Annotated in this window: 15 protein-coding genes and 2 pseudogenes; 9 read left to right on the forward strand and 8 right to left on the reverse strand. The window is 67.5% G+C overall.

Going from position 1 to position 16,289, the window contains the following annotated elements:
* Positions 1-191 (forward strand): annotated as a pseudogene (locus tag BXA11_RS39075) (IS5/IS1182 family transposase); the annotation flags it as partial.
* 142 nt (positions 192-333) lie between these two features.
* Here BXA11_RS39075 and BXA11_RS39080 read toward each other — a convergent pair.
* Positions 334-630, reverse strand: a complete 297-nt coding sequence (locus BXA11_RS39080; protein WP_143734781.1) for a hypothetical protein — start codon at positions 628-630, stop codon at positions 334-336.
* A 234-nt stretch (positions 631-864) separates the two neighbouring features.
* Between BXA11_RS39080 and BXA11_RS39085 the strand changes: the two genes are divergently transcribed.
* The 4 genes from BXA11_RS39085 (at position 865) to BXA11_RS39100 (ending at position 5,365) form a co-directional block, all read left to right on the forward strand.
* Entirely contained in the window at positions 865-1,014 is a 150-nt protein-coding gene (locus tag BXA11_RS39085; protein ID WP_387078014.1) for a hypothetical protein, read from the forward strand.
* A 206-nt stretch (positions 1,015-1,220) separates the two neighbouring features.
* Positions 1,221-2,390: an EfeM/EfeO family lipoprotein gene (locus BXA11_RS39090; protein WP_204054020.1), complete on the forward strand. Its 1,170-nt coding sequence runs from the start codon at positions 1,221-1,223 to the stop codon at positions 2,388-2,390.
* 44 nt (positions 2,391-2,434) lie between these two features.
* Positions 2,435-3,673 carry an iron uptake transporter deferrochelatase/peroxidase subunit gene (gene efeB / locus BXA11_RS39095; RefSeq protein WP_076442892.1) on the forward strand — a complete coding sequence of 413 codons (1,239 nt, stop codon included), beginning with the start codon at positions 2,435-2,437 and terminating at the stop codon, positions 3,671-3,673.
* 48 nt (positions 3,674-3,721) lie between these two features.
* Positions 3,722-5,365, forward strand: coding sequence for a phospholipase C (locus BXA11_RS39100; protein ID WP_076442895.1), 1,644 nt, complete (start codon positions 3,722-3,724; stop codon positions 5,363-5,365).
* 69 nt (positions 5,366-5,434) lie between these two features.
* Here the strand turns inward: BXA11_RS39100 and BXA11_RS42840 are convergent.
* Together BXA11_RS42840 and BXA11_RS39110 are read right to left on the reverse strand one after the other, a co-directional pair.
* A pseudogene (locus tag BXA11_RS42840) lies at positions 5,435-5,634 on the reverse strand (transposase); the annotation flags it as partial.
* Between the two features lie 679 nt (positions 5,635-6,313).
* Complete coding sequence (locus tag BXA11_RS39110) at positions 6,314-7,390, reverse strand: 1-aminocyclopropane-1-carboxylate deaminase/D-cysteine desulfhydrase (protein WP_076442897.1); 1,077 nt, start codon at positions 7,388-7,390, stop codon at positions 6,314-6,316.
* A 77-nt stretch (positions 7,391-7,467) separates the two neighbouring features.
* Between BXA11_RS39110 and BXA11_RS39115 the strand changes: the two genes are divergently transcribed.
* Positions 7,468-8,370: a LysR family transcriptional regulator gene (locus BXA11_RS39115; RefSeq protein WP_076442899.1), complete on the forward strand. Its 903-nt coding sequence runs from the start codon at positions 7,468-7,470 to the stop codon at positions 8,368-8,370.
* 166 nt (positions 8,371-8,536) lie between these two features.
* On the opposite strand, the gene BXA11_RS39120 is transcribed toward BXA11_RS39115, so the two are convergent.
* Entirely contained in the window at positions 8,537-9,433 is an 897-nt protein-coding gene (locus BXA11_RS39120; protein ID WP_076442901.1) for a LysR family transcriptional regulator, read from the reverse strand.
* A gap of 157 nt (positions 9,434-9,590) precedes the next feature.
* Here BXA11_RS39120 and BXA11_RS39125 point away from each other — a divergent pair, with 157 nt between their 5' ends.
* A complete protein-coding gene (locus tag BXA11_RS39125) occupies positions 9,591-10,073 on the forward strand; it encodes a transcriptional regulator (protein WP_076442903.1) in 483 nt (160 codons plus the stop codon).
* A 178-nt stretch (positions 10,074-10,251) separates the two neighbouring features.
* Here the strand turns inward: BXA11_RS39125 and pdxR are convergent, their stop codons facing one another.
* A complete protein-coding gene (gene pdxR, locus BXA11_RS39130; RefSeq protein WP_076442905.1) occupies positions 10,252-11,655 on the reverse strand; it encodes a MocR-like pyridoxine biosynthesis transcription factor PdxR in 1,404 nt (467 codons plus the stop codon).
* A 298-nt stretch (positions 11,656-11,953) separates the two neighbouring features.
* Positions 11,954-12,100 carry a hypothetical protein gene (locus BXA11_RS44180; protein ID WP_204054022.1) on the reverse strand — a complete coding sequence of 49 codons (147 nt, stop codon included), beginning with the start codon at positions 12,098-12,100 and terminating at the stop codon, positions 11,954-11,956.
* A gap of 135 nt (positions 12,101-12,235) precedes the next feature.
* Here BXA11_RS44180 and BXA11_RS39140 point away from each other — a divergent pair, with 135 nt between their 5' ends.
* Positions 12,236-12,745, forward strand: a complete 510-nt coding sequence (locus BXA11_RS39140; protein ID WP_244303606.1) for a dihydrofolate reductase family protein — start codon at positions 12,236-12,238, stop codon at positions 12,743-12,745.
* Between the two features lie 14 nt (positions 12,746-12,759).
* Here the strand turns inward: BXA11_RS39140 and BXA11_RS39145 are convergent, their stop codons facing one another.
* A complete protein-coding gene (locus tag BXA11_RS39145; protein WP_030511363.1) occupies positions 12,760-13,533 on the reverse strand; it encodes an IclR family transcriptional regulator in 774 nt (257 codons plus the stop codon).
* A gap of 189 nt (positions 13,534-13,722) precedes the next feature.
* On the opposite strand from BXA11_RS39145, the gene BXA11_RS39150 reads away from it, so the two are divergent.
* Positions 13,723-14,973: an FAD-dependent oxidoreductase gene (locus BXA11_RS39150; protein WP_239105267.1), complete on the forward strand. Its 1,251-nt coding sequence runs from the start codon at positions 13,723-13,725 to the stop codon at positions 14,971-14,973.
* A 505-nt stretch (positions 14,974-15,478) separates the two neighbouring features.
* On the opposite strand, the gene BXA11_RS39155 is transcribed toward BXA11_RS39150, so the two are convergent.
* Complete coding sequence (locus BXA11_RS39155) at positions 15,479-16,234, reverse strand: SDR family NAD(P)-dependent oxidoreductase (RefSeq protein WP_076442949.1); 756 nt, start codon at positions 16,232-16,234, stop codon at positions 15,479-15,481.
* Positions 16,235-16,289 lie beyond the last annotated feature (55 nt).

Genomic DNA, 16,289 nt, shown 5'->3' on the forward strand with positions numbered 1-16,289 from the left:
CAGGCGCGGCTCGGCCGGTGGACGCCCGACCGGGTTCGACAAAGAGCGCTACAAGAAGCGCAACGTTGTCGAGCGGGCGATCAACCGGCTGAAGAACTTCCGGGCTGTGGCCACCCGCTACGACAAGCGCGCTTACGATCTACCTCGGCACCGTGACCGTGGCAGCCCTGATGATCTGGCTCCGCACGTGATCCAAGGAACAGGACCTAGGTCGGCCCACAGCACAGGAGTAGCTGAAGGCGGCGACGTGCAGCCGAAGGCCAAAGATCACGAGACATACGCGGGACGATCATGTCGGCGTTTCCGCAGGTGAGCATGCTTAAGATCGTGAGCTCACGTGAGGTTCTCGTGCGCCCACTGCGCGACGCCGCCGAGCCGAGCCGCGGCCTTCCCCGCGTCACCCGTCATCGTGTCCTGATCAGCCTGCGGGTCATAACCCGCCAGACCGCTCTCTTCTTCGACCAGGCGGGCGAGTCGATAGGCATCCTCCGCCACGGAGATCGCCTCCTCTCCCCAGTACCAGTACGGGATGGCGGTGGAAGCATCCTCTCCCGCGTAGTCCAGCCGAAGACGCCCACGAGGCCCGTTCCGAGACAACGTCGGGCCCGGCAAGAACTCTTCGACCTCCACGGGGCCGAGTTGCCGAGCTTGCCCCAACTTGCCCGTTCAGCCCGAGATGGGGTCGAGGCGGCCATGGGGTCTCGCGGCAACGACCAGTTGCCGGTCAACACTTACGCGTGCGACACCTCGGCGGACTGGCCCCGTACTGGGCCTTGCGCAGGTCGTCAGTGGTGACATGATCACCATCTACGTCGACAGCTACGGAAGGTCTGGGACCAGGCCAGCCCGATAGGGTCCTGATCTATGGCACGCCGGATCGACTGTTACGACGATCCTCGAGCCCCGAAGCCCGACAGTCTCGTCCCCTCGGTCAACGTCGTGGTCACCAAAGATGCCGGCGGCATCCTCATGATCCGGCGCAGCGACAACGGCAAGGCTGAGCAGCCGAGATAACGCCCGGATGAACATCTGTTGACACCCTGAGCAGTGTCGCTGAACTGAGCATGAATCTCGCGGGAAGACTCTTTCGTCAAGCGACTGTGCTGCTAAGCGTGGCCTTAAGTTCAGTTCGTTAGCCGCTGTCTACCCTGCGAGTCCTTGCTGTGCGTTCTTCCGTTTTCGTCGCACCCGGCGGGCGGCGACTGTCGGTGGTTGTGGCCGTGATCGTTGCGGTCGTGATCGTTGCAGTGAGTGCGGTGTTCGTGTCGCGGACCTTCGGTTCAAGTCGGGAGCCCTCTTCGCCTTCGGCGGGCGCGATAGCGGTCGTGAACGGCTTCGATGCATGTGGTGACGGCTGGTCTGGTCCGGCCACCGGCGGCGCGTTCGATTTCGCGGTGTCGAATTCCACCATCGCCGGTGAAGCGGTCTACCTCGAAGGGGCCGATGACCGGAAGGTGTATGCCGAGGCTGAGGGTCTGGGCCCGAGCACGGTCTACCACCTGCGGGTCACTCTCGGCGACGGCCGGTACCGGTTCGTGTGTATACCGGCTGGTAACGATCCGATCGCCGGGCCGGTGGTGACGGTGCGCGATTCCCCGGCTGGGCTTGTCCCCACTCCTGGCATCGAGGTGGTGACCCGAGCGGATTTGCTTCCCGCCGCTCACACTTACAACGAGTGGGTCGGCTCCCGTATCAAGGAACTGGCGAGCGACGCGCAACGACTCGCCACAGCGATTGTGAGTGGCGACCGTGCTGTCTCACAGGCGGCTTGGCTGACGGCCCAGCAGGACTACTCGCGCCTCGGTGCGGCCTACGGGGCGTTCGGGGATCTGGCCGACGCTATTGATGGTGATCCAGCCGCCGGTAGCTCGGCGCTGGAGGACTCCGATCTACACGGGCTTCGCAAGATCGAGGCGCTGTTGTGGAGCGATCTACCGATCGCTGAAGCCGCGCCGGTTGCCGCGCGGCTCATCACCGATATCGGATCGTTAACGGCGACGCTGACCAAGACGCCGGTGAACGCCATCGATCTCGGTCTGCGTTCGCATGAGATCTTGGAAGACGCGATCCAGTTCACCCTCACTGGTGCCGACGACGCCGGTTCGCACACCGGGTTGGCGGTGATTGCGGCCGATATCGAGGCGACCCGCGCGGTGCTCGACCCGATCCGCCCCCTCGTGACCCCCCGCTACGCCGGGCTGAGCGACGCGGACGCGTGGCTGGCCCGCACCGCGACCTTGGTCGCCTCCTACAAGACCGGCGGTACCTGGCGGGCGTTGGATTCGCTGGACCGCGCCCAGCGCGAAGCGCTCGACGCCGACTTGGAGCGCACCGTGGAGCTGCTCGCCCCGATCGCTGCGGTCACCGACCCGAGGGTGGCCGACCAGTGACTAAGAACCGGAACGCCAGCACGGGCGGAACCGGCCCCACGCGGATGGTGGGCCGGCGTGGATTCATGGGCGCGGTCGGCGTGAGCCTCGGCACCGCCGCCCTCGGCGCGGGGATAGGTGCGGCGGCCGTTCACACTGACGCAGCGCCATCGGCTGCGGACTCGTCGGCCGCGCCTACCGGTGGGCGGTTCGCCTTCCACGGCGAGCACCAGCAGGGTGTGCTCACTCCGCCCCAAGCCGCAGCGGCATTCCTGGCGCTCGATGTCACCGCAGCCGATCGTGCCGAGCTGTCCGAGCTGTTCCAGGCGGTCACTAGCCGGGCACGGTTTCTGACTGCTGGTGGTGCGCCGCCGTCGGTCGGCATCACCGCCCCGCCGTCGGACTCTGGCGTCGTGGGGCCCGACATTAGCCCGGATGGTCTGACCGTGACGCTGTCGGTGGGCGCGAGCCTGTTCGATGACCGTTACGGGTTGGCGGATCGGAAACCGGCCCGGCTGGTGACGATGCCGGACTTCCCGAACGACGCGCTGCGCCGCGACATGTGTGACGGGGACCTCCTGCTGCAGCTGCGCGCCGACCATGCCGACACCGTGATCCACGCCATGCGCGACATCACCCGCGCCACCCGCGGCGGCATGGCTGTCCGGTGGCGGACCGACGGGTTCATCTCCCCGCCTCGCCCGACCGGAACACCCCGCAACCTGATGGGGTTCAAGGACGGCACCGCGAACCCGAACATCGACGACCCGGCCGAGATGGCACGGCTGGTCTGGGCCGCGACCGACGGCAGCGAACCCGCCTGGACCGCGGGCGGCAGCTACCACGTCGTCCGGCTCATCCGCATGCTGGTCGAGTTCTGGGACCGGGTTTCGCTGCGCGAGCAGGAGAACATGATCGGCCGCTCCCGCGACGTCGGCGCGCCCCTGACCGGAGTCAACGAGACGGACACTCCGGACTACCTCAACGACCCGAACGGTGACGCGATCCCCACCGGCGCCCACATCCGGCTCGCCAACCCGCGCACGCCCGCGACCGACTCTTCTCGGCTGCTGCGTCGCGGCTACAACTACAACGCCGGCACCGACATCAACGGCCAGCTCGACATGGGCCTCATCTTCACGACCTTCAACCAAGACATCAAGCGGCAGTTCGCCGCCGTGCAGCAGCGGCTGGTCGATGAAGCCCTGGCCGACTACATCTCCCCGTTCGGCGGCGGCTACTACTTCGCGCTGCCCGGTGCCCGCGACTCCAATGACTGGCTCGGCCGGACCCTGATGAACTGACCGGCCCGCCAAAGTACCCACCAAAAGAAACCCGAAAGGCACCATGCAATGCGCTCCATCGGTCACAAACGCGCCGCCGTCGCGACCGCGTCGCTTGCCGCCCTGGCCGCGACCGTGTTCGGCGTCGCTAACCTCGGCACGTCAGCCAACGCCGCACCGAAGGCCGACAATTCCGCCAAGACTGCAACCCCGATCAAGCACATCGTGGTGATCTACGAGGAGAACAACTCCTTCGACCACTACTTCGGCACCTACCCGCATGCGGCCAACACCGACGGCACCACGTTCACCGCCAAGGCGGGAACGCCGATCCCGAACAACTACATCTCCCACCCGGACCTGCTCACCAACAACCCGAACGCGTTCAACCCGCAGCGTCTCGACGCGGCGCACGCGCTCACTTGTGACCAGTCCCACTCCTACGGCAGTGAGCAGAAGGCCTTCGATGGCGGCCTGATGGACCGGTTCGTCGAGGAGACCGAGACCAGCAGTTGCAGCCCGTCCACCCTCTACGGCACCGACGGAATCGTCATGGACTACTACGACGGCAACACCGTGACCGCGCTGTGGACCCTGGCCCAGAACTACGCCATGAGCGACAACAGCTTCAGCACCGGCTTCGGCCCGTCCACGCCGGGCGCTCTCAACCTGGTCTCGGGCAACACCTCCGGCGCGCTCAGCGTGAACTCCGTCACCGGGGTCCCGACCTCAACCACCACGACGACCGTGACGAGCGACCCTGACCCGTTCTACGACGACTGCGCCGACAGCAACCACACCAAGACCGGCAACCTCACCAAGATGACCGGCAAGAACATCGGCGACCTGCTCAACTCCCGCGGCGTCAGCTGGGGATGGTTCCAGGACGGCTTCACGCCGACCACGACTGCGGCCGACAGCCCGACCGGCTACGCCGTCTGCGGCGCCCAGGTGCCGATCACCGCGGAGAACGCGAACTTCCCGCTCGGCGCCTATGTGCCGCACCACGCGCCGTTCGCCTACTACGAGTCGACCTCCAACCCGCACCACCTCCTGCCCGCCTCGCTCGACGAGGTCGGCCACGACGGCCAGGCAAACCACAACTACGACGTCAGCTACTTCTACCAGGCGCTGGCCGCCGACAAGCTCCCCGCGGTCTCCTTCGTGAAGGCCGCGGCCGCCCAGGACGGACACCCCGGCAGCTCCAACCCGGTCGACGAGCAGATCTCCCTCGTCAAGGAAATCAACGCCATCGAGGCCTCGCCCGCTTGGGCCGACACCGCGATCGTGATCGCCTATGACGACTCCGACGGCTGGTACGACCACGTCGCCGCCACCATCACCAACGGCAGCGCCGCCAGCGGAAACTCCGCGATCTGCACCAACGCCGCCACTGTCGACATCGGCGGCCAGGTCAACCGCTGCGGCCCCGGCCCCCGCCAGCCGCTCCTGGTGATCTCGCCCTACGCGAAGAAGAACTTCATCGACCACACCCTGACCACCCAGTCCTCCATCCTCAAGTTCATCGAGGACAACTGGAACACCGGAAGGGTCGGCGGTGTCTCCGCCGATGCCACCTCCGGAGACCTGGACAACATGTTCGACTTCAAGGCACCCCCGGGACAGGCGATGCGCCTCACCCTCGCCGCCAACGGCACCGTCGCATCCGAGTCAAAGGTCCACGGTAACGGAAACGGCAACCGCAAGAACTAGCAGAACTCCTACGAACCACTGAATGAAACACCTCAAAGTGGGCGGGGTCAGCTTCTGCTGACCCCGCCCACGGCGGATCTCCTTATTCAGCCGCTCCTGAGGGCTGTTCGACCAGATCTGTTTGCAGATCTCTCGGGGAAGGCGGCGGAGGCGAGCAGGTCCTTGCGCGCCTGGTCGAGGTGGTCGGCGGCGGCCGGATATTTCGCCTGGAGTGCGTCGATGACCCAGGCGTGCTGAGCGCGTACCTGCTCGGTGGTGGGCTGGTCGAAGAAGGGGACTCACCGACAGCCAGTGCATCGCACTGGCGATGCTCCGGGACGGGGAGATCCTGGACAGCCGGTACTACCGGAGCACAGCTGGTGTGGACTCGCGGGTCGCCGCGGCCGAGTTGCAGGATCTCGTGTCGCGCAAGCTCGTGCTTCAGACAGGGACCCGGCGGTGGGCCCGTTACGAGCTGTCCCAACGACTGCGCGGCCGTACCTCTGCTGGGACCTCGGCTTCCACGCGGGCCGACCGGCGTCCGCAGTTGCTGGACGCGCTCGGCGACGAGACTCTCTCAAGAGCCGAGTTGGCCCGGCGCACCGGGCTCACGGATCAGACGGTACGGCGCTGGCTCTCGATCATGCGGGAGGAAGGCACGGTGGAACTGGTGGGTAGTTCTCCCGCAGCTCGACCGCCCGGTACCGCTGGACGCGTCAGGGCTCTCTTTTCCCGCCGGCCGGTCCTCAGTAGTGCGAGTCGGCACCGGTCCCATGGCGTGATCATGCGGCTGGAAGATCGCCGTTGCAGCCGTTATCTGTTTGGCAATTCTCAGAGCCGCCGGCTGGGCGGCGGCCGAGGGATCATTGACGGCCATGCTTGTCCTCATCCTGCTCTCTATAGCCGTGACGGCATTCTTCGTAAGTGCTTGTGCCGGGCGAGGTCGAGCACGGTTGATGGGCTGCAGGCTCAGGCCGTGATGTGCCCGACGACTTGGGGGATCTCGAACAGGTTGCCGGTGTCTCCGGTGTGCAGGAACGCGACGTTGCTGTCGGCGGGGATCCGCCCGCTGCGGGCGTGGTCGAGCAGTCCTGCGAGTCCCTTGCCGGTGTAGACGGGGCCGACGAAGACGCCCTCTGCTCGGGCCAGCTCGCGGATGGCTGCTGTGCTTTCGGCGGACGCGACGGCGTAGTCCTCGCCGATGAAGCGCTGGTCGATGTCGATCTCGGCGCGGATCGTCGCGTCGTCGGGTACGGGCGCGCCCAAGGTGGCCAGCACCGCCTTGGTCCGTTCGACGATCACGCCGGGGTTCATCCGGTCTCCGTCGTTGAACCTCTGGATGGAGATCGACCGGAACTTCACCGGGTGTCCCAGGCATAGCTTGGCCGCCAGCATCCCCGGCAGCGCGGTCCCGGTGCCGATCGTGTGGTAGACGTAGTCGAGCTCGACCCCTGCGGCATCGGACTGTTCAAGCATCTCCCGGAACGTCAGGGCGTGCGCGATGTAGCCGTCGGGGTGCGCACCACCGGTCCCGACAACGAGAACTTCGTGTCCCTGCGCTTCGAGTTCGGCCTTGCGCACCGCGATGGCGTCGGTGATGCGCGCGGCCTCGTCCGGAGAGTGCCAGACGTTGTCGCCGACGTTGATGACGTGGGTTTCGACACCCATCGTCTTGTTGAGCAGATAGTTGCCGCGAAACTCGCCGAGCTCACCATGCCGGCGCACGTTCCGCGTCAGAAACAGGATCGGCGTGATTCCTACGCTCAGGCAGGCGGCGGCGAACTGCAGACCCGAGTTGGTCAGGTATTCCCCCTGGGTGATGACGTGTGTCACTCCGTTCTCGAGGGCCCGTCCCAGGATGAACTCGGCCAGGCGCATCTTGCTTCCGCTGATCGCGCTCGGGCCTGCCAGGTCTTCGCGCTTCATGAAGAGGTTGAGCCCGTACGCGGCCGACAGGTTGGGCAGCGCGTGGAACGGAGTGGGGTAGAACCCGACCCGGCGTCGGGGGAGCTTGTCGACGGCGGCGTCGAAGTGCGTGGAGTCCATGCGGTCCAGCGTCGAGCACGCAGCAACATTAGGACAAGCGATGATTTCTTCACAGACCATTAGCTACGCTGAACTTCGTGTCATGGAGTTTCGACCCCCGCCATCTACGGACCCTCGAGGCCGTCGTGCGCCTAGGCTCGTTCGCCGCTGCTGCCGAAGAGCTCGGCTACACCCAGTCCGCGGTCTCGCAGCAGGTTGCGGAACTGGAACGACGGGTCGGTGCGCGGGTTGTGGTCCGGCGGCCCGTCCGTGCGACCGAGGCCGGGCAGGTCCTTCTCGACACCGAGGCCGCGATCAGCATGTCGATGAGTCGCGCCGCCACCGAGCTCGCGGCGCTCGCGGACGGAACCGGCGGCGAGGTGCGGCTCGGCGCGTTCATCTCGGCGGCAGCCTCCATCGTCCCTCTCGCACTCGCACGCCTTCGTGCGGCCCATCCGGCGGTTCACATCACACTCCGTGAACTTGAGCAGCGTGAAACGCATGCGCTGCTGTTCCGGGGAGAGATCGACCTGGCCATCACCTTCGACTACGAACACGCTCCCGGGCGAGTGCCCGCCGGGCTCGTGCAAGAGCACCTCATGGACGACCCGATCATGGTCGTCCTTCCCGTCGGTCATCCCCTGGCCGGAGCCGACAGTGTCACCCCAGCCGACCTGCCGTCGGACGCATGGATCAACACGGCGGTCGACGTCCGCGACTCGGCAGCGTCACCCGTCCACGGCGACCGGGGAAGCGGACAACGTTTGGACTTCGACGGCATGGACTTCCGCACTGCGCTCAATCTCGTCGCGGCGGGTCTCGGCGTCGCGCTGCTGCCGCGGTTGTTGCTGTTGGACGCTCCGCCGAGCGTCGTGGCTCTGCCCATGCGGCAGCCCACATTCGTCCGTCGTCTCTACACCTGCCGGCTCGATACGAGAGGCGTGAGTGCATCGATCAGGCGGCTGGAGATGTACCTGCGGGAGGTGGTGGCGGAACTCTGAAACGACGCATCCAGCGTCCGCCAAGAGGCGCAGAGGTGATCGGGTTGAACTCCTGTTCCACATGTTCGGCAGCAGGCCGCCCATCAAGAGGGTCCGCACCGGAAATCACCCACCGGACCGCCAACGGCCGTACCCCAGAACTCGCCGAGACGCGCCGAGGCCGTGCCTACTTGGGCTGGACCCTTGTTCTGAGGTGTGCGGCGAGCGCCGCCGCGGGTTCGGAGAGCCCGGACCAGCTTTGGCCGCACAGCAGCAGGTTGCGCCTCGCCCAGGAATTGGTCAGGTCCACGACCCGCAGGTCGTAGACGCGCTGCCAACGGGCCGCCGCGAGCGCGGGAACCACGGCGATGCCGACCCCAGCCGCCACCGCACTGCAGATCGCCTCCGTGGTCGGCAGATGCGCCCGGTAGCGCGGACGGAGCCCGAGCGGCTGGGTCTGCCCGCTCAGATGCTCCTGCAACGGGTTCCCCTGCGTGAAACCGACGAACGGGTGGCCCAGACACTCGCTGAACGCGACATGAGCACGCCCGGCCAGCGTGTGGCCTGGCCGGGCGATGACGACCAGCGGGTCGGGACGCAGCACGGCGCGTTCCAGCCGGCCCGAGTCCACGGTATCGGCGATGATCCCCAGTTCGACCCGGCCGTCGGTGACGGCGGCGACGATCTCATGGCTCGGCCGCTCCGCCAACTCCAGGTCGATGTCGGGGTTGTCGGCCATGAAGTCGACCAGCACCGACGACACGAGCGTTTCGGTTGCCGAAGTGTTCGCCAGGATCACCAAAGTGGATCGCAGGCCGTCGGAATACCGGGCCAGTTCAGAACGCATCCGGGCGACCTGCCCGACGACCTCGCGTGCATGGGCCACCAACAGCCAGCCCGCCGGCGAGGGCACAACGCCACGGCGATGCCGGATCAGCAGCGGCGCCCCCAGAGCCTTCTCCATCGCTTTGATCCTTGCACTGGCCGAGGCCAGCGACAGGTGTGACCGGTCCGCTCCCTGAGTGATGCTGCCCTGGTCCACGACCTGCAGGAACAGCTGGAGATCGGTCAGGTCGTACGCCATGGCCGAGACGCTACTCCCATCGGCCCGGTCCAAGAAGCCTTCAGCCCAGCCGAAGGCTCATGCGCAAAAAGGCTCATTGTCAACCCCATGTCAGGCGGGCAGGCTTCAAAGCGAGACCGGACGTAGTCCGTCGAGCACGAGCACCTCGGAGGTATCGATGACATCTCAGGCCGAGCCGGCCGAAGCCGCCGAGAGCCGCATCGCCACGGACTGGGGCCTGGACGAGTGGGCGGACCGGCTGATCGATCAGGCTGGAGTCGGAGTCACCATCCTGAACCGCCACGGCACCGTGATGTATTACAACAAGTGGGCTTCGGAGCACCTCGACCGCCGACCCGAATACATCGGCAACGACGTCCGGAAACGGCATCGCCGAGCGGTGACCAATCCCCGTCTCGACGCCATGCTCAAGCTGTTCGAGGACGGCCGCGTCGAGCCGGTACGCTACGTCGCCAGACCCTATGGAAAAACCACAATCCTGGTCACGGTCTCACCGATCCGGGTCGACGGCGAGCTGGTCGGCTTCTCCCAGATCGTGCTTCTCAAGGACGAGGTCCAAGAACTCTGTGCACGATTCGACGAGTCCGGACGCGAGTCGTTCGAAAGAGAAATGCTGCCCAACGGACCACCGGCGACCTGAAAGCGCGAGGTTCGCCCAATGCCGCCCGCCCTTTCGGAGGCAGGCGACCCCGCGCTGACGCGAGACGAACACGATCGTCTTCCACATGTGGATGACCTCGCGATGTCCCGGTATCCACGGAATGACCTTTGGGCCGTTCGTGCGGCACCGTGCCGGGACGCCGGTGCCGCTACGCGTCTTATCCCTGCCGCAGTAGGTCGCCGATGGCCGCGATCCCGCGTCTGATCGCGTCCTGGTTGACGTCTCCGAATCCGAACACGATTCCCGGCGGCCCGTCGCTGTTCGGTGATCGGTATCGATCGAGCCCTTGCAGCCCTACCGCACGCTGTGCTGCCGCGGCGACGATCTCCGCCTCGTCGGCTCCCCTGGGGAGCTGAGCGATGGCGTGGAAGCCGGCGGCGAGGCCGGTCAGCACGAGGTTGGGAGCGTGCTCGCCGATCGCCTCGACCAGTGCAATGCGCCGCGCGGCATAGACGCCGCGCATGCGGCGTAGATGGCGATCGAACCGGCCCGACTCGATCAGCCGAGCCAGGGCGAGCTGGTCGAGTATCGGCGAGCAGCGGTCGCGCCGGTGCTTCTCCTCGGCGATCCATGCACCCAGGTGCCGTGAAGCCAGCACCCACCCAAGTCTGATCGCGGGAGCGAGAGACTTGCTGACCGATCCGATGCTCACGACGCGATCCGCCGCGAGGCCCTGGAGGGATCCGACGGGTTGCTTGTCGTAGCGGAACTCCGAGTCGTAGTCGTCCTCGATCACCACCCCGTTCACCTGCTCGGCCCACTCCAGCAGTGCCAACCGCCGATCGGGGGCGAGGACCACACCGGTTGGGGTCTGGTGGGCCGGCGTGACGATGACCGCGGTCGCTTTCGTCCTGGCGAGCTCGTCAACGACCAGGCCGCGGTCGTCGACGGGGATGAAGACCGGCTTCAGGCCCGCCCGGCGGACGAGAATCGGCATGTCCAGGTGGCCCGGGTCCTCGACGGCGACGGAGGTGGCGCCCGCGGCTCGCAGTGCGGCCAGGGTGAGGGCGGCGCCTTGGGTGAACCCACTACAGATCACCACGTCGTCCGCACCTGCGAACGCTCCGCGAACCCGTTGCAGGTACGACGCGATGACCTCTCGCAGCCTGATCGAGCCCTGGGGATCGCCGTACCCCATGTCACGGGCAGAGGCCGTGCGGGTGGCCTCCCCGCATGCCCACAACCAGTCGCGTGCCGGGAAGCTGTTCAGGTCGGGGCGTCCCGGCGCGAAGTCGATCTCCATCCTGGCGGCAGGCGTGCCCTCTGGTGATGTGACGACGGTCGTCTGCGGGCTGAACGCGACCCGCGTCGCCGAGCCGCCGAAGGCACGCAGGTAACCCTCAGCCTCCAACTGCTCATAGGTCGCCTGCACCAGGCCGCGGGAGACACCAAGGTCCACCGCAAGCCTTCGCGACGACGGCAGCCGCTCACCGATCTGCAGACGCCCCTCCCGGATCGCCGTTCGCAGCGCGTTCTGCAACTGCGAACCCAGCGTCTCGGGGCTCTGGCGATCGAGCCGGATGAAGAGGTCCGGGGTCAGACCGGACCACTCAACTGCCATGGAACTGGACCTTACCCAGGTCCACCTGCCTGGCCTAGCGTCGCATCAACCAACCACGAGGACGCCTGATGCACGCCATGCGGTCCACTTCTCCTGCTACCGCGACCGGTCCGGAAAGTCCTTCCTCCCTGGAACGCATGTATGCCGCGATCCGGGCCGCAACCCGAGTCCCGGCAGACTGGCAGACCGTGGTCGACGCCGTAGTCGCCGGCCTGAGGGGGAAGCTCCCCCCAGCCGACGACGTCCTGCGGCAGGTCCCGGCCCGGGCACGCCGAGGGAGTGACCGAAGCCAGGTACTTCACGTCGAGCCCGACGGCAGCTTCTCCGTCGTCGCGCTCATCTCCCGGCCCGGGCAGGCGACCAGCGTGCACGACCACACGACGTGGTGCGCCGTACCTACGACCTGCCCATCGTCGAACCGAACGAAGTCGGCTGACGGGGCCACCTGATCATGTGCACCGCGGAGACCCCGCAGAGCATCGACACCTCGTTCACCGCGCCGATCAACAAGCTCAAGGAGTGACAGATGGCAGACACGGAACGGCGGACCGCCGAAGGCAAGGTGCTCTGGCATTTCACGATGTCCCTGGACGGGTTCGTGGCGGGGCCGAACCACGCGATGGACTGGATGACCGGGATCTCGTTCCGCCCCGGCCTCATCGAGGAGTACGCCCGAACGACCGGCGCCGTGCTGGGAGGCCGAGATGGCTTTGACGCCTACCCCGACGTCAGCGGGATCTACGGCGGCGCGTGGCGGGGGCCGGTGTTCGTCCTCACGCACCATCCCGAAGACGCGCAGCCTTCCAAGGGCGTGACTTTCCTGAGCTGCGATGTGGCCGAGGCGGTTCGGATCGGGCTGGAGGCCGCCGGGGGCAAGAACCTCGAGGTCTTCTCGGCCACGCTCGGCCGACAGCTTCTCGAACGCGGACTGATCGACGAGGTCGACCTGCACATTGCGCCGGTGCTGCTCGGCGACGGGATCCGGCTGTTCGACAACCCCGGGAGCGCCCCCGTCCGACTCGAGCTGCTCAACGGCGATGACCATTCGGCCGCGGTGAACGTGCGGTACCGCCCGATCGCGACCAGGTAGGCCAGAAGGACATGTCAATGCGACGGAGCCAGACCTCCTGCCTCGATGGCGCCGGCCGCACGGTGCAGGGTGGCGACCAGGCCGGGCAACTGGTGCCGGTCGTAGCGCACCGACGGCATGGAGACGGAGAGCCCCGCAACCGCCTGACCCTCCGCATCGCGGACCGGGACACCGACCGCGACGACCCCGCGCTCCGAGAGCTGGTCGTTGACCGCGAAACCGGACCGGCGGATCCGGGCCAGCTGCGTCCGTAGGCTCGCCAAGTCGGGCCGCTCCTCCGGGCGCTCCACGTAGCGCTCTGGAGCGTAGAGGCCGTCAACCTCCGACGGCGAGAGCTCGGCAAGCAGCACGAGTCCACCTGTGGTGCGGTACGCGGGGAACACCATCCCCTCACGAGAGCCCACCCTCAGCGCGTGCTGGCACTCGATGCTGGCGATGAACCGGGTTCGGTCCCCCGTCCGGATCGCCAGGTTCGCCGACTCCCCCACAACGTCGACGAGGCGTTGCAGGTGTCCCAGCGCCCGGCTGCGCAGGCGCGACACGCTCGACTGCGAGTACGTCGCCAACTCCAGCACCGGGCCGGGGTGGTACGTGCGGCGGTCGTCCTGGACGGCGAAGTCGCGATAGACGAGCGTCTGCAGGAGCCGGTGGGCGGTCGATCGGGCGACACCGAGCCGCTCGGCGATCTGGCTCACCGTGAGGCCGCCCTCCAGCTGCAGCATGACCGCGGCACGCAGCGCGTGGTCGGCACTGGTCACTATGTAGGCCGGTGGGGTCTTCGGGTCCACGCTGTTTCTCCGATCGGTTCCGCAAAGCAGAATCTTAGGTTCTGCACCGGCGACGCCTGCCACCGTAGAACACGTGACGACGACAGACCGGTCCGGCCTTCGCCGATCTCCCCGAGGACTTCCTGACCCCGCTGGTCGCCGATGTCGAGGCCGAGCGCGTCAGCCCCTGGCTCTGAGGAGGCACGCACTATGAGCAACGTGGACGTGATCATCGTCGGCGGCGGCATCGGTGGACTGAGCACCGCCTTCGCCCTGGCCCGGCTCGGCCTGAAGGTCCAGGTCCTGGAGCAGGCACCCGAGTTCGGGGAGGTCGGAGCCGGCCTGCAGCTCGCGCCGAACTGCACCCGGATCCTCGACGACTACGGCCTGCTCGACAAGGCCAAGTCTCTCGGCGTCGTCCCCGAGCGGATGGTGATGCGTGACGCGATCGACGGCAGCGAGCTGACCTCGCTCGACCTGCGCGACCTTGAGCGGACCTACGGCTATCCCTACATGGTCATCCACCGCAGCGACCTCCACGGTCTGTTCCTCGAAGCCTGCCGTACCGCCGGCGTCGAGCTGCTCACCCATCAGCGGGTCACGGCGTACGCCCACGCCGAGGGCAACGCCACCGTCGTCACGGAGGACGGCACCACTTGGGTCGCCCCGCTCGTGATCGCCGCCGACGGCCTGCACTCGGTTGCGCGCAAGCTGCTCGTCGACGACGAGCCCGTCTCCTCCTCCTACGTCGCCTACCGCGGCACGGTCCCCATCCCCGAGCTCACCCGCCCAGTGGACCTCTCCGAGGTCGTCGTGTACGTCGGCCCGCGCTGCCATTTCGTGCACTACGGGCTGCGCGGCGGAGACCTCCTCAACCAGGTCGCCGTGTTCGAGTCGCCGAAGGCACTGGCCGGGCTCGAGGACTGGGGCACGCCGGACGAGCTCGACACCGCGTTCGCGGCCACGTGCGACGACGTTCGCGCCGGAATGCCGCACATGTGGCGCGACAAGTGGTGGCGGATGTTCGACCGCGACCCGATCAGCACCTGGGTCCAGGGCCGGATCGCGTTGCTCGGCGATGCCGCCCACCCACCGCTGCAGTACATGGCGCAGGGCGCGATCATGGCGATTGAGGACGGTTGGGTGCTGGCCGAGCACCTCAAGCGGCTGCGTGCGGGTGACGGCGCGCCGGACTGGGACGGCGCCCTCGCGGCGTACGAGGCCGTGCGCCCCGAGCACTGCCGCCGCGTGGTGTTGACAGCCCGCGCCTGGGGCGAGCTGTGGCACCTCGGCGGGCGTGCCCGCGAGCAGCGCAACCTTCTCCTCCGCCACCGGGCGATCGACGACTACTCGTTCACCGACTGGGTCTACGGGCCCACGGCCCTGTTCCCTGAGGACGAGCCGCCCATGTTCGAGCCGATCCCACTGGCCACGGCCGACCTGATCGTCAGCAACTCCTAGCCCGGCCGCGTCGGGCCGCGTGACAACCGTGCATCATCGGAGGCCGCCCGAGTCCTGCCCGGGTGCCGACCCGCTGTGCCGTGCCCCTGACGGCCGATCACGAGCCGGTCCTTGCCCGAACCTGGCGCGAGGAGCGCAGGGTGCGGCTGATGGCCCGGCCGACCAAGACGGTGCCGGTCCTCGGCGTACCCGCCGGCCTGCGGGTCGCCTACGGTCACGGCAGCGACGCGATCCACGCACGAAGACCTACCTCAACGCGCTTGACGCCTACCGCTTCACGCTGGTGGCGAGCTCGGCCAAGGGGCCCTGCTCACCGTGCGACGCGTGTGGATCAGCGGCGCGAAGCGGTGGAGGGGGGAACGCTCGGCTCAGCAGGATGCGCCCATCGCGGCCGGCCCGCATCGGCCGCGCGGCTCCGGCGCTGGCGAGCAGAGTCGCCACAGCCCTGCCGATACCGCGCCGCGCCGACGACGACCGCCCGCCTGCCGGGAATCTTTCGTCGTGCTCAGGAGAGGTGGAGGGGGTAGCCGCCGGAGACCGACAGGGTCTGCCCGGTGACCATGCCGGCGGCGTCGGTGCACAGGTAGTTCATCGCGTTGACGATGTCGGCCATCGTTCCCATGCGGTGGATCAGCTGCATGTCGTCGATCAGCACCCGCAACTGGCCGGACAGCTCGCCGATCGCGTTGTCCGAGCCGATCGCGCCCGGCGCGACGGCGTTGACGCGGATGCCGTCGGGCGCGAACTCCTCGGCGAGCGCGACGGTCAGGCCCCGGACGCCGAGCTTGGTGATCCCGTACACGGTGTTCGACAGATAGCCGGCGATCGACGAGAGGTTGAGGATCGCCGGGCTCTTCCCCCGGGCGAGGTACGGCCGAGCAGACCTCGCGCAGTTGACGACGCCCACCACGTTGACGCCGAGGATCTGGTGCCACTGCTCGGCCGTGACCGAGGTGACCGGGACGTTCCACTTCATCAGGTGCAGGCCGGCATTGTTGACCAGGACGTCGATGCCGCCGAGCTCCTCGGCCGCGGTGTCGACCGCGGTCTGGACGGACCGCTCGTCGGCGACGTCGCAGAGCACCGCCATCGCGGCGTCGCCGAGCTCGGCGGCGGCGGCCTCGGCCGCAGCCAGGTCGATGTCGGCGATGGCCACCTTGCCGCCCTGCCGTACGACGTCGCGCGCCATCTCCCGGCCGATGCCGTTGCCGGCGCCGGTCACGAACGCCACCCGGTTCTCGAATCCTCGTGAGTCAGTCATCTTCTCGGTCTCCTTCTCGGGTGGGTCGGTCGCCGCCCGGCGAGTCGCGGCGAGC

Origin of the sequence: Microbispora rosea, assembly GCF_900156315.1 — a bacterium.
Classification (GTDB): Bacteria; Actinomycetota; Actinomycetes; order Streptosporangiales; family Streptosporangiaceae; genus Microbispora; species Microbispora rosea.

Bases quoted from the DNA above. Each gene is read 5' to 3' on its own strand.
- BXA11_RS39085 (WP_387078014.1), top strand. From the start codon at position 865: ATGGCACGCCGGATCGACTGTTACGACGATCCTCGAGCCCCGAAGCCC.
- efeB (WP_076442892.1), top strand. From the start codon at position 2,435: ATGGTGGGCCGGCGTGGATTCATGGGCGCGGTCGGCGTGAGCCTCGGC.
- BXA11_RS39100 (WP_076442895.1), top strand. From the start codon at position 3,722: ATGCGCTCCATCGGTCACAAACGCGCCGCCGTCGCGACCGCGTCGCTT.
- BXA11_RS39110 (WP_076442897.1), bottom strand. From the start codon at position 7,390: ATGGACTCCACGCACTTCGACGCCGCCGTCGACAAGCTCCCCCGACGC.
- BXA11_RS39120 (WP_076442901.1), bottom strand. From the start codon at position 9,433: ATGGCGTACGACCTGACCGATCTCCAGCTGTTCCTGCAGGTCGTGGAC.
- BXA11_RS39125 (WP_076442903.1), top strand. From the start codon at position 9,591: ATGACATCTCAGGCCGAGCCGGCCGAAGCCGCCGAGAGCCGCATCGCC.
- pdxR (WP_076442905.1), bottom strand. From the start codon at position 11,655: ATGGCAGTTGAGTGGTCCGGTCTGACCCCGGACCTCTTCATCCGGCTC.
- BXA11_RS39140 (WP_244303606.1), top strand. From the start codon at position 12,236: ATGTCCCTGGACGGGTTCGTGGCGGGGCCGAACCACGCGATGGACTGG.
- BXA11_RS39150 (WP_239105267.1), top strand. From the start codon at position 13,723: ATGAGCAACGTGGACGTGATCATCGTCGGCGGCGGCATCGGTGGACTG.
- BXA11_RS39155 (WP_076442949.1), bottom strand. From the start codon at position 16,234: ATGACTGACTCACGAGGATTCGAGAACCGGGTGGCGTTCGTGACCGGC.